Genomic DNA, 16,857 nt, shown 5'->3' on the forward strand with positions numbered 1-16,857 from the left:
GAGACGCTACACGTTGCGAAGCTATGCCTGCACGGCTATACGCCCTTCAGGTATCTCAGGAGCACAGACACTATATGCAAGGCACACGCTCCGCGATGCCGTAGGCTATGCCCGTAAGGGCTATACGCGATGCGAAGCTATGCCCGCAACGGCTTACGCCAGTTCCGGTGGTCGCGGGAAACCAGCCTAAAGGGCTGGACTCACCAGTTGCCATAGGCGGGAAACCCGCCTGTGGCAATGAGCGTACCACGCACAAGGGAACGCACTGGTCTCACCACCTTCAGCGCTGGTCTCAGCACCAACCATTAACCACTTACGTTTTATGAATCGCCGCCGTTCTACTCCCTGGATTCACAGATGGTCGCGTGTACTAATAGGAGCGATCGCAATTCTTGGTGCAATCACAACAGCTTATTTAACTGTCGTAAAATTTACACAAGGAAGTACTGCCTGTCCCACCAAAAGTTGTGATTTAGTTCTCTCAAGCGAGTATGCTACAGTTTTTGGTCTACCCTTAGCCTTGTTTGGTTTTATTGCTTATGCTGGTATGACAACTTTTGCCCTAGCACCACTTGCATTCGACCCAGTACAAAAGAAAGACATCCGCACTAAGTTAGAAAATACAACTTGGTTGTTATTATTAGCAGGTGCGATCGCAATGTCTGTGTTCAGTGGCTACTTGATGTACCTGCTGTTTTTCAAAATCCAAGCAGTTTGCATTTACTGCCTCGGATCGGCATTGTTTTCTATTAGTATGTTAATCCTGACCATCATTGGTCGTAATTGGGAAGATCTCGGTCAAATTTTCTTCACAGCCATTGTCGTTGGCATGGTCACCTTAATTGGAACTTTAGGCATTTATGCTAATGTCAATAATCCTGTGGCAAATGCCAATTCAAATACTCCCACGTTATCACCAACAGGTCAACCCAAACTTGGCGTTGGTTGGGAAATTACCACGACTTCTGGTGAAGCAGAAATTCAGTTAGCACGTCACCTGACTAAAATAGGAACTAAGGAATTCGTGGCTTGGTGGTGTCCCCACTGTCACGAACAAAAGCAACTCTTTGGTAAAGAGGCGTACAAAGAAATTAGTAGAGTAGAGTGCGATCCCCAAGGTCAAACAGATCCCCGTCCAGATCTGTGTCAAGCTGCAGGGATTCAAGGTTATCCTACTTGGCAAATCAATGGGAAGCTTTATCCCAACGTACAATCATTAGAGAAATTAGCTCAAATTTCTGGATACCAAGGTCCTCGAAATTTTAAAAACTTTCCCCAAGCTTTTCAGAAGTAGCTGAATGAAGGCTAAAGTATCAGGGATAAGGTGTTAAGGATGAAGGAATTTCAGTAAGACTGAAGGATCGACTTTTTTACACTTCATCCTTATTTTGGTAATAGTAATGGATAAGCAGGTAAGCGAGCGTCTGTTCGGGTCTTTGTTAGCCGTGGAACAAAGACTTTATAGGGTAGGAAAGAAATCACTGACAGCTCTTAGCGTGACAGCATTTCTCTTATTGCTACGCTCTGTTGGATTCTTACAATCCTCAGAGTGGACAGCATTGGACTATTTTTTTCAAATGCGTCCGCCAGAATCATTACCAGAACGCATTACTATTGTAGAGATCGACGAACCTTCTCTGAGATCCATTAAGTCGTGGCCAATTCCAGATAAAGATATAGCCCAACTCATACAGAAGATACAACGTCACCGACCTCGGGCTATTGGCTTGGATGTCTACCGCGATTTCCCTGTGGAACCGGGTCATCAAGAATTAGTAAATACGTTTAAATCAGTACCAAATTTAGTCGGTATTGAACTCTTGTCAAACGATGACAAAAAGAACGGAGTTGCACCCCCCCCAACACTCAATAAGTACAACCAAGTCGGTTTTAACAATGTTCTGTTTGATGCTGATGGAAAAGTTCGTCGCAACATTTTATACTGGCACGTTAACAATAAGCCACACCTAAGTTTTTCCCTAAAATTGGCTTTACTTTACTTAAGGCAAGAAGGTATTACTCCCAAAGAAGCAAAAATTAACCCTCAGTATTTACAATTGGGCCATGCAACATTCAAACGTTTCCGATCTAATGACGGTGGCTACGTAAAAGCAGACGATCGCGGCTACCAAATTATATCAAACTTTCCCAAAACTAAATGCAAAAATTCTCGAAAAAATGATTGTCATTTTCCTACAGTATCAATGCTTGATGTCTTAGCCGATCGAGCGCCAGGAAGCTTGTTCAGAGACCGCATTGTACTGATTGGTACAACAGCAGCCAGTATCTCTGATTCAGCTTTAATTCCGTATTCTAGCCGTTTAATAGGTACAGTAAAGCCCGTCGCTGGTGTAGAACTACAAGCTTATTTTATCAGCGAGTTACTTTCGGCAACACAAGATAGCAGACCTTTACTCAAAGTGTGGTCTGATTTTGTCGAATACACATGGATTTTCGCTTGGGCTTACGTTGGCTTTATCATTAAATTGCGAATACAACGTACAAGCATAAGCTTCTTAACTATCCTATTTTCAGCAGTTGCACTTACAGGCACTGCTTATCTTGCTTTGTTCTTTGGTTGGTGGATACCATTAGTACCTGGATTGTTTGCTTTATGTGGTTCAGCGATCGCCATTACTTACCAGATGGCGCATCGTCAAGAAGAGTTAAAACGTTCTAAAGAGTTTTTGCATCAAGTCATCAACGCAATACCAGACCCTATCTTCGTCAAAAATGAAAAATACCAGTGGATTGTCCTAAACGAAGCATACTGTGAATTTATTGGTTATCCCAAAGAGGCATTATTAGAAAAGTCTGACTACGACTTTTTCCCCAAACATGAAGCTGATGTTTTTCGAGCCTGTGATGATTTAATCTTTCACAACCATCAGCCTCAAGAGAGCGAAGAAGAATTTACAGATGCTGGTGGGAATACCCACACGATCGCCACCAAGCGCTCTCTTCACAAAGATGCTGCTGGCAATTTCTTTTTAGTGGGAGTGATTCGAGACATTACCAAGCGCAAGCTCATTGAAGAAGAACTGCGACGGTCGGCTACAGAATTATTCCGTATTAACCAAGAATTAAAAGTAAAACAAGACCATTTGCGTTACATGGCCTATCATGACCCTCTGACAGGTCTGCCAAATCGCAAGTTTTTTCTCGAACAGCTTCACGAGTCTTTGGAGTGGGCGCAAAACAACAACTTACTGCTGGGGTTACTCTTTATCGATCTAGATGGTTTCAAGCACATCAATGACACCTTAGGGCATGAAATGGGAGATCGAGTTTTAGTGACTGTAGCCCAAAGGTTAAATAACTCCCTACGCAGTGGCGATACTGTAGCCCGTTTGGGAGGAGACGAATTCATCATCATTGTCAGAGCAATTCCAAAAGTTCAGGCTGCAGAGAGAGTTGCTGAAAAGATCTTGACCACTCTGACCGAACCAATTGTTTTAGAAGGCAACATAACACATATTTCTGCCAGTATAGGTATCAGCATTTACCCAAGAGACAGCTACGATAGCGAAACATTGATCGGACAAGCAGACACCGCCATGTATCGTGCCAAGCTTCTCGGAAAAAATCGCTATGAATTTGTGTAGATACACTGAATCCAGAGTAAAAATATAAGCAACAATCTAGGCTAACTTTAGCAGCGTAAGCTAGGCATCAAACTTGGGAATGTTTTTGCAGTTGTACTTCTAAGTTATAACTCACCCTTTAGGGGGATGTAAATAAGTGTACTTAAGTAATAGAAATTAATTGAGAAACATAAAAATAAAAATTACCTCATTACTCAAGTGCGAGCTGTAAGCACCAGTCAATGGGTTAAGTGTTTCCAAGCACAGAGTTTCCTAAATTCGTAGCATTGAGCTTCGCAGTTTCACTTTAGCGATAGATTGCAACTGCGAAAGGTTAAGGTTATTTCTAATTTGTTACGAACTTGTGCGATCCTAATACTAAGTACAAAAAGTTAACTTTTCATAAAGTTGGAGATTTGAGTCTAATTGAGAGTATCAATTAAGGCTAGAGCGATTATAAAACGAGGGATATACGGAGACTTATGAGAACTAGCTTAAGATTCGCAAGCATTATTATGCTTCTTATCGGAGCGCATTTGACAATTCCTAAAATTGTTCAAACAGCAGGAGCATTTAATACACCCTCAATTCCGGGCTCTCACAAGGTAGATAGCGATTACTTTATGGACATCGCTTCAGAAGCTCGTGTTTCACAAGATGCTATATACAAATCCGTATCAGACAACAGTTACGAACCACCAAATTATGGAGGTCCGGACAGCGAGCACGGTAGCGGAACTAGATAGAGGATTTCCACAATCTATTAGACTGTAAAAGCGTGTGTACCTGCCAATTGGGGTCTGAGTGGGGATAATCGCAACGGTAATGTCCTCCGCGACTTTCAGTTCTAAAGGCAGCACTTTTAAGAATTAGATAAGCAATATCAAGCAGGTTGTTAGTTTCTGCCCACAATCTAATTTGCCGTTCGACATCAGGTAGATTTAATGTAGCTGATTGTGTCGGCTGTAAAGATTTTAAGAATTGAGAGATCGACAACGTAGCAATTTCCCTTTGCCAAGATTCAACAGTGGCGATCGCAGCTTCCATCCCAGACTGTTCCCGACATATACCAGCATTCTCCCATACCAAACGCGGTATTTTTTGTCGCAGTTCTTCCAAATATTCTTGCTGAGAAGCCCATTCGCTTTGTGAAAGGGTAAAAGATAAAGGCTGAGGAATCGAATGAGTTTCTTGAAGTGCATCCTTGACCCTTTTGACTTCATCCTTCAAATCACCCATTTGGGCTCCAAAAACTATACATTCCAAAAGGGAATTACTAGCAAGACGATTTGCTCCATGTACGCCCGTGCTTGCTGTTTCTCCCACTGCATACAAACCCGGAATATTGGTTCGGTTTGCCAGATCCGTAACAATACCACCCATCCAATAATGAGCCGCAGGAGCAACCGGTACGGGTTCCGAGAAAACATCAATACCCCAATGCTTGCAAACTTTGATGATATTGGGGAAACGATGGCGAATCTTTTCAGCAGGAATTGGGCGCATATCCAACCACACACTAGCCGTTGCTAAATCAGCTGAAGTGCGTTGCAAGTGAGTAAAAATTGCACGACTGACAACATCTCTGGGAGCGAGTTCACCCGATGGGTGATACTCAAATGCAAAACGGTGTCCTTCACCGTCAATTAGATGTGCTCCTTCACCACGCACGGCTTCGCTAATAAGAAAGCGTCCGGGTTTGGTAAGGGCTGTGGGATGAAACTGAACAAACTCTAAATCTCGAAGAATAGCCCCAACTCGCCACGCCATTGCTACCCCATCTCCCGTGCTAACAGCGGGATTTGTGGTTTGAGCAAAAACTTGACCACCACCACCTGTGGCTAAAACCACAGCAGATGCTTTCACCCAGGTGACTGTACCTTGATAAAAAAGACTAATTCCCTGACACCGTTTTGTTTCAGGGTTCAGCCATAAATGCAAAGCCAAAGCTTGTTGAATAACCTGAATGTTATCTCGTTGTAGAACTTGATTTGTCAGAGTTGTAATGACTTCCCTACCTGTGGTATCTGCGGAATGGAGAACGCGATTGCGGGAATGAGCAGCTTCCAAAGTTAAAGCGAGTTCGTTACCATGACGATCGAACGCAACACCCAATTCGATCAGCGATTGAATGCAGCTAGGAGCTTTGTTAGCAAGAAATTCCACAGCTTCTAAATCGCACAAACCCACACCCGCCCGTATGGTATCTTCAACATGAAAAGAAGGAGAATCTTGGGGTGCGATCGCAGCAGCAATACCTCCTTGCGCCCAATCACTCGCAGACAGAGAGAGTGTTTCTTTAGTAATTAAACCTATTTTCAAATCGGCGGGTATACAAAGTGCTGTATACAATCCAGCAGCACCAGCACCGACTACTATGACATCAAATTCGCTCTTTAAGTTGGTCGTCACAAATAAAGTCATTAATTAAAAGATAGTCACCAATGACTGGTGAGTGGGTTCCAGTCAGGGAGGAGTAGAAGAACGGGGAGTTGAGAGAAAGTTGGGTGGGTTTAGATCCCCGTTCAATGTTCGCGGTTCGTACCCACCCAACTGAGTTCTCAGTTCCCAGTTCCTATGTTTTATCTGTAGATACCGTTGTTATAACGGTCATCTCCCTCTGTGAATACAGCCTCCGTCTCAGTCACAGTGAAATTATCAAAGTTAGCCTGTAGGATTTGTTTTTGACGTTCGCTCAATCCCTCAATACTCAAGATATCCTCTACCTTTTGATAAGGAGCATTTTTGATAATTTTCCTTGCAAGGGTAGGATATAAACCTGGATACTTTTGGAAAGCTCGCACGTTGGTATTATTCAGATCGATTTTTTTACCATACACATCTGCCAACTTTGCATCTGCGCGGTTGCGTAAACTCTGAGCCCCCTCAACTGCAAAAACTGGAGCGGAATGAAAAGCAAGACCGTTAAAACTAGCGGCTTGGGCTATTTTTGGCATTCCCAACCATCCCCAGCATCCCAATAACAAGCTAAAAACAGTTAATAAACGCACCAATCCTTTCACGATTTTTTTACCTCTTTCCATCCAATGACATAAAAGCTTTAAGCAAGTAGCATTTCATTTTTCATTTGTCAATAGCCATTCGCCTCAAATGAGAGCGCAAAGGACTAAGAATAAAAACTGATTGCTAATGGCTTAATCAACACAGCACTATCAGAAACTAATATACAGCTCATTAACACCCACAATACTTGTGGCTACTAGTACTTAACCTCAGATCCCCGACTTCTTGAAGAAGTCGGGGATCTGGACTCAATTTTCCCAAAAATTTTTTATTGTATGCAAAGTTAGTATTGGTGACCGATTCAGCTCTCATGCAAGAACAGCCGCAACCAGAAACAAGCAATCTACCAAGATAGTACTTAATACGGCTCCGCTAAAAGCGTACCAATGCCTTTGCTTTTGAGGTAAAGGCAAAATACCAACTGATAGCAGCACTAAAGCCAGAGCAATTGCCCATACTTGTCCCCAAGGAGTTTTAACCTGGGCTAGAGCACTCTGTAGAATTGGCGACACATCCGCAGGTTCTACCTGCATAATTTGACGCCAAAAAGGTATTAAGTCTACCAAATAAAAGTATATATCTGTTAAGACCGTACCGAATAGAGAACCTAAGTAAAAAAAGTTTCCTACTTTACCCCAATTCCGACTCAAACACCATATTGCGAAGGGCAAACCGATAGACTCTACAGGCAAATGCCACAGGGGTTCCCAACGCAACCAACCCCAGTAGATTGAGCCTGCTAACCAGCTCCAACTAAACCCTAATAAAAGATCGCCCCAAACATATGTTGCGGGACGTGACATTAATTTAAGACTCAGCCAAACCCAACCGCCCGTTAAAGCAAAGCTCAGCCAAGGTAGCATTCGTACTAATGGTGCTTCGATAAAAACTGGCACAGACACTAAGAAGACTGCAGCCACAAAGACTAAGGGTGCTGGTTGTGTGACAACTTTCCACAATAACGGAATATCAGCGTTTGTATTTTGCTGGGCGGCTTGAACTGAGGCAGTAGAAGCAGCGTAGGATGACAAAGTATTATTAACCAATGTTTTTAATAATTTTTACTTAACTTTATTTTACTTAAGATACCACAACATTTTATCCCCCCTAGGGGCATTCAAATTGTAACTTATAGGAAAGATGAAATGTAGATGACAAAGAATGAATGTGAACTTAATCAAGCGTGAGGTTGGCAAAGCCCAGCCAAAACACTGACCAGTGATTGGTCAGTGTTAACTAAAGGTGATACGCTGGATTATCGGATATACTCTTGAGTTTCATTCTGTAGCTGCTGCCTAATGACAATCACGATTGCACTCAATACCGAGCACATTAACTCCTTAGATCTCTCCCCCGCCGTGTCAGTCATTGAGAAACTAGTGCAAGAGGGAGCGATCGCTCCTCAAGAGCAGCAGTTGTGCTTTGAGATTGACTACCCACTAGAACAAGGAGATCCAAGGGAACTGTCTGAGATTCCCGAACTTCGTTTGTGGTTTATCCGATTGGATGCTCGCTATCCTTGGTTACCGTTTTTACTAGATTGGAAAGCCGGAGAATTAGTGCGTTACACCGCTATGCTCGTACCGCATCAATTTAGTCGCAGAGAAGGTATTCAATATAATCCTGAAGCATTAGAAATTTTTCTCATGCACAAACTGTTTTTTTTAACTGATTGGTTGAGACAACAAGGGATTCCCAGTAAAGCCCGTTTGCAGTCTATGGCTCAACTCTTGGGTTATGAGCTAGACGATGCTTTATTTGAATTGTTTTAAAATGCTAATGGCTAATGGCTAATAGCTAATAGCTAATAGCTAATTGCTAATTGCTAATGGTAGGAGCACAATTAGCCATTAATCCTCGCTTGTATCTCAGGAGCACAGACGCTATATGCAAGGCACACGTTCCGCATTGCCTTCTGCTATGCCCGTAAGGGCTATACGCTAGTCCCAATGGTTGGGAAACCCGCGCCCTACGGGCTGGACTCACCATCAGCCGTTAACCATTAGCCATTAGCCATTAGCATACCCAATCAAAGTCAATGCTTTATGAAAAGCATATTCAACAGCTTTAGATTGGCTGGGTAATGCTGACTGCCAAATTCTATAGTCGTTGTATTCTAGAATCAAATTTGCCATATCATCGCTCTTTATCTTGGTTAATACCTCGTATTGAGCTAACTCAAAATCCCGCAGAGTACCACCTTGTTCTAAGATTTTTTTTGCTGCTTCAATAAAGCCGTTTAACACAGCTTTCATGTACTCCATACCTGTATGTTCTGCAAAAACTGATGACAACTGGAACGCCTTCTGCTCTTCTAAGAGAAGATTGGCGATCGCTTTACCTTCAGGAGTCTTCCACTGTTTAGGTAATTGTATCTCCAAATATTCGTCTTGAAGGGAATGGTATTTAAGATACTCGTCAATATCAACAGTTTCTTGAACCAGTTTTTGTCCTGTCAAGAGTTGTAACACAGGTGTTGCACTTGTACTGATAGAGAGATCGAGAAAAGCCCGTTCTTCATCTTCGGGACATTCATAGACAAGATAAGTCCAAATTCCCGAATCAGCAAATTCAGCCGCTTTAGCGGCTTGATAGAAAGTTATTGTTCCGTCTTCCTCAGACTCGAAACACACATTTTTTATATCTTGGGTATTTTCTAAATGCATGAGTCTTCTAAACACACCAGTGATATGTGATGGTTGGCTCTCTACTTGGATGTAACGCTTACCACTACTGATGTAGCTATGTAACCGAATCGCCATTTTGTTTTTCCTTTGAAAATTTTCCTCGCATTCTGTTTCGATGCACCACCCTGAAAGCAAGAGGTAAGTTTAGGAACACACATCTGTAGCGTACTTAAGATTGAGGGCGCAAAATCTTTGCTAAGAAGCCGAGATTCCCCAAAGCATATCTGAAAAGTCTTTGGGGATCGTATCAATTCACCTTCAAACAGCAATCTGTATTTAATTATACTGTCTTTTTTCTGCCATCAGCCTCTTGCCTCCTGCTTTTCTTCTTAAACTAAGAGTTACCATTAGCTATTCGGCTTTAAAAATAGTTAGCCAGGAAAATTTACAGCTAAAGACTCGTGTAGAGAAGCTGAGATAAATGTTTTCTAGCTTACATATATGAATAGCTGCTCTAAATAAATTTACCGAAAATTTTTCACTTCAGCCAACTTTTTACCAAAAATATTTTTCTATAGAAGCTTAATACTATACGGCTTCCGTACCTTTTTGTAAAATAAAACAATAAAATCCGCTCTAACTAAAGGCGGATTTTAGATAACAAAAAATATCAAGCTTTACGGGTAGCCGAGCCTCAACCGCCCCAAATTTTCTCTAACACCACTGAGGGAGAAATATCCTCCATTTTCCCGGTTGGAGATTTAATGGCAAGGAACTTTTCACTCTTAGGCAGTAGCTTAGAAGGATCTGTGGAACCAAATAAGGCAATGGTATAAGTTTGAACAGCTACACTTAAGTGCATTGGCGCACTATCAGTACACAGCATTAAATTCGATCCAGCAATCATAGCGGCTAGCTTGCCAACGTCGTCAGGAGAACTGATTTTAATGTCAGGTGCGGACTCTTTCAGACGGCGCACAAACTGTTCGTCTTCCGGACCTCGGATAACAACCACAGGCATATTGGGTTGCTTTTGTTGGAAATCCCGAACAATTTTCTGCCAGTTCTCAACAGGGTAAATTTTATCAAAACCTTTGACTTGAGATAATTCGCTTGCACCTCCATGAATCAAAACGTAGCCAGTGTCCTTGACTCCGAGCCGTTGTTGTTCTGCATTAGCCCAATCAATATCTTGTTTTGGGACATTAACTGACAATTCCGGGCATGGAGTTTTAATGTTTAAGCCTTGTAACAAATCATGGTACATACAAGCGGCATACTGCCCTGTTTTGAGAGTCACTGGATTGGTGAGAAAAGCAGACCCTTTGCCGTGATAACCAACACGGGTAGGAATTCCAGTCAACCAAAGCAAAAGACCCACCAACCAGCTTTGCCCGAGAGCAATAGCGACATCGTATTCGCGATCGCGAATAGTACCAACCAAGTTACCCCAATCTGCCAGACTGTTACGGTCCTTGAAATCAAAAGCCAGGACATCATTAACTGATTTACTGACTCGGTAAGCAGTCTTTGACCGAGGTTCGACGACGACATCTATCTGAGCTTTTGGCAAATTCCGCTTTAGATCGTCTAAAGTCGGAAAGAAGAGAATTTGATCGCCAATTCCGCCAGGAACAAGGGCTACTATTTGCATAATATATTTTGACGCTCATTCGCTCCTTATTTTAGGAGAATATAGGGATTTAGGATTGCTAATAGCTAATGGCTAACTGCTAATTGTTTTATAAGCTATTAGCCATCAGCCCTCCCTTGTATCTCAGGAGCACAGACGCTATGTGCCTTGCACACTCCGCGATGCCTTTGGGCTATGCCCGTAAGGGCTATACGCGATGCGAAGCTATGCCCGCAGGGCTATACGGGGTCGCCCTCCCTTGTTCGCCAGTCGCCAGGGCGTGGGAAACCCGCCTGAGCGGGCTAGTCTCACCATTAGCCATTAGCCATTAGCCATTAGCTATTAGCATTAGCCAGTATAAACGAGGAATCTTGTGCATTTATTAATTCCATCTGCGGGTTCGGGAAAAAGAATGGGGAGTCACCGTAACAAACTCCTTCTGATGGTGCAGTCACATCCTATAATTGCTTGGACTCTCCTAGCGGCAGAGGCTGCAGAGAAAATTGAGTGGATGGGAATTATCTCCCAGCCCAATGATTGGCAAGACTTTAAAACGATTATTGCCAACTTAAAGCTGACTAAACCAGTGGAACTGATTCAAGGAGGTACCACCCGTCAAGAATCAGTTCACAATGGGTTACTGGCGTTGCCAAGCTCTGCAAAACAAGTTTTGATTCACGATGGAGCTAGATGTCTTGCAACGCCAGACCTATTTAATAGGTGTGCTGAAGCAATCCGCCATTGCCCTGGTTTGATTGCTGCTGTACCAGTTAAAGACACCATTAAGGTTGTTGCGACCAATGGCATAATTCAAAGCACTCCTAACCGCGAGCAACTGTGGGCAGCACAAACTCCCCAAGGTTTTGATGTTAATTTATTAAAACAGTGTCATGCTGAAGGTGTACGTCAAGGTTGGGAGGTCACTGACGATGCTGCTTTGTTTGAGAAGTGTGGCATGGAAGTCAGGATTGTTCAAGGAGAAGAAACCAATTTGAAACTGACAACTCCACAGGATTTGGCAATTGCGGAATTCATTCTTAAAACTAGGCAGCAGGAGAGCTGAAGTAGGTTATAACAATATTTTGGGTAAACTGAGATACAATATTTCGGGCTTAGTGAAAAAGTCTTGACTTGTGCTAAATATTATGGTAATTTCCCAAACACTTGTTGTTCGTCACGTGTACTTTGTCATTTGTCACTTGTCCGATGTAAATGACTGATGACCAATGACCAATGACCAATGACTAATGACTAACAAATATTGACCGATGAATGCAGCGACGAAAATAGAAGCAATTCTCTATTTAAAGGGTAAGCCCCTCTCTATCAGCGAACTTGCCGAGTATGCCGCCTGCGATCGCGCTACAGTAGAAGAAGGCATAATCGATCTCATTGACGAATATGCCCGACGAGATAGCGCCCTAGAAATCGTAGAAAGCCCAGATGGTTATAGTTTGCAACTGCGATCTGATTTTCACGATTTGGTGCAAACTCTCATTCCCGTAGAATTGGGAGTAGGGGCATTGCGGACTTTAGCGGCAATAGCCTTACACAGCCCAATCCTTCAAAGTGACTTGATAAATTTACGGGGTTCGGGCGCATATCAACAAGTTCAAGAACTGGTTGAACTCGGTTTTGTGAAAAAACGCCGAGATAGCGAGTCGCGCTCTTACTCCTTACAAGTGACTTCAAAATTTCACCAGTATTTTCAAATTGAGCAACTTCCCCAACCATTCTCTAACGGTCAAGAGCAAAGACAACTAGAGCTAGAACTGCAAGCAGAACCTTAAATAAATGGAGTTCTAACCTCAGAATGAATGCTAGTACTCCTGACAGAGGGCTGTCCTTTCTAGTATGGTTTAGAGTAGAATAAGCAACTCAGCTAAAAAATTTGCCAATGGTGTTTGATCCAAACTTTTTGAATGACTACCCTGAGGAACACCCCAGCCAACTTCTGAATGAGGGCTTAGAGGATAATCCCAATAAGTTGCTCAAGTATTTGCAGCATCAGCCGCCTGAAGTTTTAGCACGTGTCGCCCAGTCGGTCAGTCCTGAAATTAAACAAATCATTTCACAAAACGTCCAAGGGCTCGTTGGGATGTTACCATCCGAAAATTTCAACGTGCAAATTACAACAGACAGGGACAATCTGGCTGGGCTGTTAGCATCTGCGATGATGACTGGATATTTCCTCCGTCAAATGGAACAGAGGATGCAATTAGATCATTTATCGAACGGTCATTAGTCAGGTGGTTCGGTAACCCCTTGACCGATGACCGATAACTGCTAACGGGGATAAGTACCCAATTGTACTTTCAGAGTTTGATTCTTAGAGTCGCGGTTGACCTCTATTTCTAAAATGTCGCCGACAGCGCTCGATTCTACCTGTCTCTGTAACTGAGCGGCTGTTTTGACTGATTTGCCGTTGATCTTTTGAATCATATCCCCAGGGCGAAGCCCTCCCTTTTGTGCTGGAGAGTTTTCTACAATGCCCTTAATTGCAACACCGACGTTTTGTTTAATGTTTAAGTTGTACTCTTGATTGAGCTGCTGTTGTTTGGCGGGAGTTAAATCCACCATTTCAATTCCCAAGAAAGGATGTTGCACTCGTCCTTTTGTAAAAAGTTCATTCGCAATGCGAGCAGCAGTTTCGATGGGAATGGCAAAACCCAATCCTTGAGCGTCGGCGCGAATAGCAGTATTTACACCGATGACTTCCCCTTGAGAATTTAATAGAGGTCCACCTGAATTACCTGGGTTAATCGCCGCATCAGTTTGGATGAAGCTTACTCGCTTGTCAGGAACACCAACTTGAGCGCTGGTACGATCTGTGGCACTGATAATGCCAATGGTAACTGTATTATCTAACCCTAGAGGATTGCCAATAGCGATCGCCCATTGCCCTGGTATTAAATTTTGTGAATGACCTAATGTCACTGTGGGTAGCTCGTTTGCCGAAATTTTGACAACAGCTACATCTGTCACGCTATCAACGCCAATCACCTTCCCTTCATAAGTTCGACCGTCCTTGAGAGTGACTTGTACGGTATCTGTGTCTGAGACTACGTGAGCATTCGTTAGAATTCGTCCGTTCTTGCTCAAGATAAATCCAGACCCGGTACCCCGTTCTATTCGCTGGCTGGGGAATGGTTGTTCTTCCTCTCCAAAAAATCGCCGCAGGAGAGGATTTTTTAAAGCGTTTGAGATGGGGTTAGCAACTTTGCGAGTTGCATTAATTCGCACCACCGCAGGTCCAGTTCTTTGAACGGCAGATGCAATAAAATTCACGTTATCACCATTAGGAATCCCAACTTGTGTTCCAATAGGATTTGAAACAGAGGTCTCTGAGGGCAGAGAAACTGTAACATTTCTTAACTCACGAAATAAGCGATTTTGTGATGGGAGGTATAGACTACCTAGTAAGCCCGCAGCACCGCCAATACATAGTAGAGATAAATAAATAGTCAGTTGCTTTAAGGATAATTTCATAAATAGTTAGTAGTTAGTGGTTAGTGGTTGGGAATTCGTGGTTGGGAGTTAGTGGTTAGTGGTTGGAGGTGACTTACGAACAACTAACCCTAACCAACAACAACCTTTCACAAACTTTTGCCGTCTAAAATCTAGAGTTGAGTGCCTCCTTTATATACATGAATTTTCCTTATCGTCTACTGTTTTTCAGTACAATAATCGCTAACATTTTTGGAGCAGTGTATACACACTCAAACCCCTTGCTAGCTCAAACACAAGGGACAGGTTGCCAAACTCCAGCATTAGAACGCTTTAGACGGCACACCGTTGCTGTAGGTGAAACTTTGGCAAGTATAGCTCAACGCTACAATCTCACCCCAACAACTATTATTGCCATGAATCCTGCTCTACAAAACAGCAAGTTGACTGTTGGAAGTGAAATTCAAATTCCTCCCTATAACGGAATTGTAGTTGAAGTCCCTCGCGGGCAAACTTGGAGACAAATCGCACTCAAATATAAAATTCGTCCGGACGCACTTTTTGAGGTGAACGGTTGTCAGAAAAATCCCAAAGTTGTGTTTGTACCAGAGAAGCGATCGCCAGGTTCGGTTGTAACGGATAGTCCCAATTCCACTGCAACTCCAACTAAATTAGTTGGTTATCCACTACCAGCAGCTGCTAAAGTGCTAGTTTCTTATGGTTGGCAAACAAATCCTACCAATGGTGAAGTGTTCTTTCATAGTGGTATAGATTTGTCAGCAGAAACAGGAACTCCCGTACAAGCGATCGGTGATGGAACTGTTGCTTTTGCCAAAGAACAAGGTACTTATGGAAATTTGGTCATTATCAATCATGGTGGTGGGTTGCAAAGCCGTTACGCCCATCTTGATAGCATTAAGGTTTCTGTCGGTCAGCCCGTGAAAAAAGGAGATTTAGTGGGGACTGTAGGTACAACTGGAACGCCCACCATCAACCAATCTCACCTTCATTTTGAAGTCCGTTCCAGTTCTTCTTTGGGTTGGACGGCTCAAGATCCACGGGGGTATTTACAGCAATAAAAGCAGAAAGCCCACACGCTTCAGTAGTGGGATGAATGCGTAGCACCTTGTCTTTGTTCCCAGGCTTAGCTTGGGAATGTCTTCCTACACCTAAGTGCTTGAAGGTCAGGTATTTCAACCAAATTAAAAAGTAGCATCAGTTGATTTAATGCGATGCATTCCAGCAGCAGCAAATCGTTCAAATGCTGCGTCGGCTGCTTCGGTATAATCTACTATATTAGGAACGACAACAGGGGAAGTACAATCTTCCAGCAAGTAAACTTTTTTCGCTAGACTAGAATCTATTTGCTGAATTTCTGTTAATAAATCCGCAATCGTCCAAGCAACACAATGACTTTTAGCTTGACCGGCAATAACGATCGCATCAAATTTTAACAATTGCTGAACTAGGCGAGTATTTTTTTGAGCAATAGGACGTTTGTCAAAACCGTCTAAAACTTCCGGGCTTAAAACTGAGTAATTTTCTGTTAAAGGATTATTGCCTTTTAGTTCAAACTGGGTTTGGCTGTTACGAGCAATACAGTGGAAAAAAATTGCCTCTTCTACAGATGAAACTAAAGCATGACCGATACCACCTAACATGGAGTGATAAGACCAAACTGTTAGTGGATATTTACCACCTTGGCTTAACTGTTGAACGTAGTGATAGGCGTGTTTTTCCAGTAACTCATATTCGTATCCAAGGCTGTAAGCAACACTAGGGTTGACTTTCCAATTCCCTTTTTCTATATCGGCTGGAGTGATACTAGTAGCAGTGGGGATGGGATGTTCACCTGCTTGGTTAACCCAGAAAATGGGATGGAAAATTTGCATTGCTGTATGAGTATCTATAGTAGGTGCAATTGTTGCGATCGCACCTAAATTTCGATAAATAAACTCACACAAACGGATATTATCATCAATAGCTCCTCTACCGGATTTGCCTCCTACAAATAATTCAAAATCAGGCAGGCAAAAAGTATTTTGTACATCTATTAATAGTAGGCAAACACGATTTTTGTCTTCAGAAGCTGGTTGGATATTATGTTTTTTTGCCCAATCTCTAGCTTCTTCAGCACGTTGTTGGTAGGGAACTCGCCAAACTTCACCAACTTTTTGGGGATTAAAGTGAGATGGAATTGGAAATTGGGTTGATGTTGAGGTGCTCATGATAAATTTAGATTTTTGTTTTTTTATCACCTGAATTGTCAAGCTATTTTATAATGCGTGCTAAATACAACTACACTCCTTTAACTTAGTTCTTTACTCTTTTACATGAGACTGAAACACAGATTAACTGAAAAATTTATTATTACGGATTTTACTAACTATATCTCTAAAAAATGCTTACTTAATAAAGCTCAATACTAACGCAGTGACAACGCAGGTGTCGAGAAGCTATACTCACAAAGTCTCGTATCATAATTTTACTATTAAATCAATATACAGAATTGTAAAAAAACAAAATATAGATTCAGTTGTAG

Annotated in this window: 15 protein-coding genes; 8 read left to right on the forward strand and 7 right to left on the reverse strand. The window is 42.5% G+C overall.

Annotation, left to right across the window (positions count from 1 at the left end):
• Positions 1-322 precede the first annotated feature (322 nt).
• The 3 genes from HC643_RS21040 to HC643_RS21050 all read left to right on the forward strand — a co-directional run bounded on the left by HC643_RS21040 (position 323) and on the right by HC643_RS21050 (position 4,330).
• Complete coding sequence (locus tag HC643_RS21040) at positions 323-1,294, forward strand: vitamin K epoxide reductase family protein (protein WP_038078119.1); 972 nt, start codon at positions 323-325, stop codon at positions 1,292-1,294.
• 106 nt (positions 1,295-1,400) lie between these two features.
• Positions 1,401-3,605, forward strand: a complete 2,205-nt coding sequence (locus tag HC643_RS21045; protein WP_038078115.1) for a CHASE2 domain-containing protein — start codon at positions 1,401-1,403, stop codon at positions 3,603-3,605.
• Between the two features lie 494 nt (positions 3,606-4,099).
• Entirely contained in the window at positions 4,100-4,330 is a 231-nt protein-coding gene (locus HC643_RS21050; protein WP_050045329.1) for a hypothetical protein, read from the forward strand.
• Here HC643_RS21050 and nadB read toward each other — a convergent pair.
• The 3 genes from nadB to HC643_RS21065 all read right to left on the reverse strand — a co-directional run bounded on the left by nadB (position 4,323) and on the right by HC643_RS21065 (position 7,576).
• On the reverse strand, positions 4,323-5,996 hold the full coding sequence (gene nadB / locus HC643_RS21055; protein WP_237265917.1) for an L-aspartate oxidase: 1,674 nt from the start codon (positions 5,994-5,996) through the stop codon (positions 4,323-4,325). The genes HC643_RS21050 and nadB overlap by 8 nt on opposite strands.
• 170 nt (positions 5,997-6,166) lie before the next feature.
• Positions 6,167-6,628 carry a photosystem II complex extrinsic protein PsbU gene (gene psbU, locus HC643_RS21060; RefSeq protein ID WP_038078110.1) on the reverse strand — a complete coding sequence of 154 codons (462 nt, stop codon included), beginning with the start codon at positions 6,626-6,628 and terminating at the stop codon, positions 6,167-6,169.
• 288 nt (positions 6,629-6,916) lie between these two features.
• Positions 6,917-7,576, reverse strand: coding sequence for a DUF3120 domain-containing protein (locus tag HC643_RS21065; protein WP_408019910.1), 660 nt, complete (start codon positions 7,574-7,576; stop codon positions 6,917-6,919).
• 330 nt (positions 7,577-7,906) lie between these two features.
• Here HC643_RS21065 and HC643_RS21070 point away from each other — a divergent pair, with 330 nt between their 5' ends.
• The gene (locus HC643_RS21070; RefSeq protein WP_038078105.1) at positions 7,907-8,380 is read left to right on the forward strand and encodes a CRR6 family NdhI maturation factor; all 474 of its coding nucleotides are present in this window, start codon (positions 7,907-7,909) and stop codon (positions 8,378-8,380) included.
• Positions 8,381-8,617: 237 nt separating this feature from the next.
• On the opposite strand, the gene HC643_RS21075 is transcribed toward HC643_RS21070, so the two are convergent.
• Both HC643_RS21075 and HC643_RS21080 read right to left on the reverse strand, forming a co-directional pair.
• A complete protein-coding gene (locus HC643_RS21075; protein ID WP_038074462.1) occupies positions 8,618-9,370 on the reverse strand; it encodes a hypothetical protein in 753 nt (250 codons plus the stop codon).
• Between the two features lie 559 nt (positions 9,371-9,929).
• Positions 9,930-10,889 carry a glycosyltransferase family 9 protein gene (locus HC643_RS21080; protein WP_038074465.1) on the reverse strand — a complete coding sequence of 320 codons (960 nt, stop codon included), beginning with the start codon at positions 10,887-10,889 and terminating at the stop codon, positions 9,930-9,932.
• A 352-nt stretch (positions 10,890-11,241) separates the two neighbouring features.
• Here HC643_RS21080 and ispD point away from each other — a divergent pair, with 352 nt between their 5' ends.
• The 3 genes from ispD (at position 11,242) to HC643_RS21095 (ending at position 13,113) form a co-directional block, all read left to right on the forward strand.
• On the forward strand, positions 11,242-11,931 hold the full coding sequence (ispD, locus tag HC643_RS21085; protein WP_072040713.1) for a 2-C-methyl-D-erythritol 4-phosphate cytidylyltransferase: 690 nt from the start codon (positions 11,242-11,244) through the stop codon (positions 11,929-11,931).
• A gap of 205 nt (positions 11,932-12,136) precedes the next feature.
• Positions 12,137-12,658 (forward strand): SMC-Scp complex subunit ScpB, encoded by a 522-nt coding sequence (gene scpB / locus HC643_RS21090; RefSeq protein ID WP_038074470.1) that lies wholly within the window; start codon positions 12,137-12,139, stop codon positions 12,656-12,658.
• 107 nt (positions 12,659-12,765) lie between these two features.
• Positions 12,766-13,113 carry a DUF760 domain-containing protein gene (locus HC643_RS21095; RefSeq protein ID WP_017746814.1) on the forward strand — a complete coding sequence of 116 codons (348 nt, stop codon included), beginning with the start codon at positions 12,766-12,768 and terminating at the stop codon, positions 13,111-13,113.
• Between the two features lie 41 nt (positions 13,114-13,154).
• On the opposite strand, the gene HC643_RS21100 is transcribed toward HC643_RS21095, so the two are convergent.
• Positions 13,155-14,357, reverse strand: coding sequence for an HhoA/HhoB/HtrA family serine endopeptidase (locus tag HC643_RS21100; protein ID WP_038074474.1), 1,203 nt, complete (start codon positions 14,355-14,357; stop codon positions 13,155-13,157).
• 158 nt (positions 14,358-14,515) lie between these two features.
• Between HC643_RS21100 and HC643_RS21105 the strand changes: the two genes are divergently transcribed.
• Positions 14,516-15,394 carry a LysM peptidoglycan-binding domain-containing M23 family metallopeptidase gene (locus HC643_RS21105; RefSeq protein ID WP_038074476.1) on the forward strand — a complete coding sequence of 293 codons (879 nt, stop codon included), beginning with the start codon at positions 14,516-14,518 and terminating at the stop codon, positions 15,392-15,394.
• Positions 15,395-15,517: 123 nt separating this feature from the next.
• Here the strand turns inward: HC643_RS21105 and HC643_RS21110 are convergent, their stop codons facing one another.
• Positions 15,518-16,543: a cysteine hydrolase family protein gene (locus HC643_RS21110; RefSeq protein WP_050045328.1), complete on the reverse strand. Its 1,026-nt coding sequence runs from the start codon at positions 16,541-16,543 to the stop codon at positions 15,518-15,520.
• Positions 16,544-16,857 lie beyond the last annotated feature (314 nt).

The organism is Tolypothrix bouteillei VB521301 (assembly GCF_000760695.4).
GTDB classification, from domain to species: domain Bacteria; phylum Cyanobacteriota; class Cyanobacteriia; order Cyanobacteriales; family Nostocaceae; genus Scytonema; species Scytonema bouteillei_A.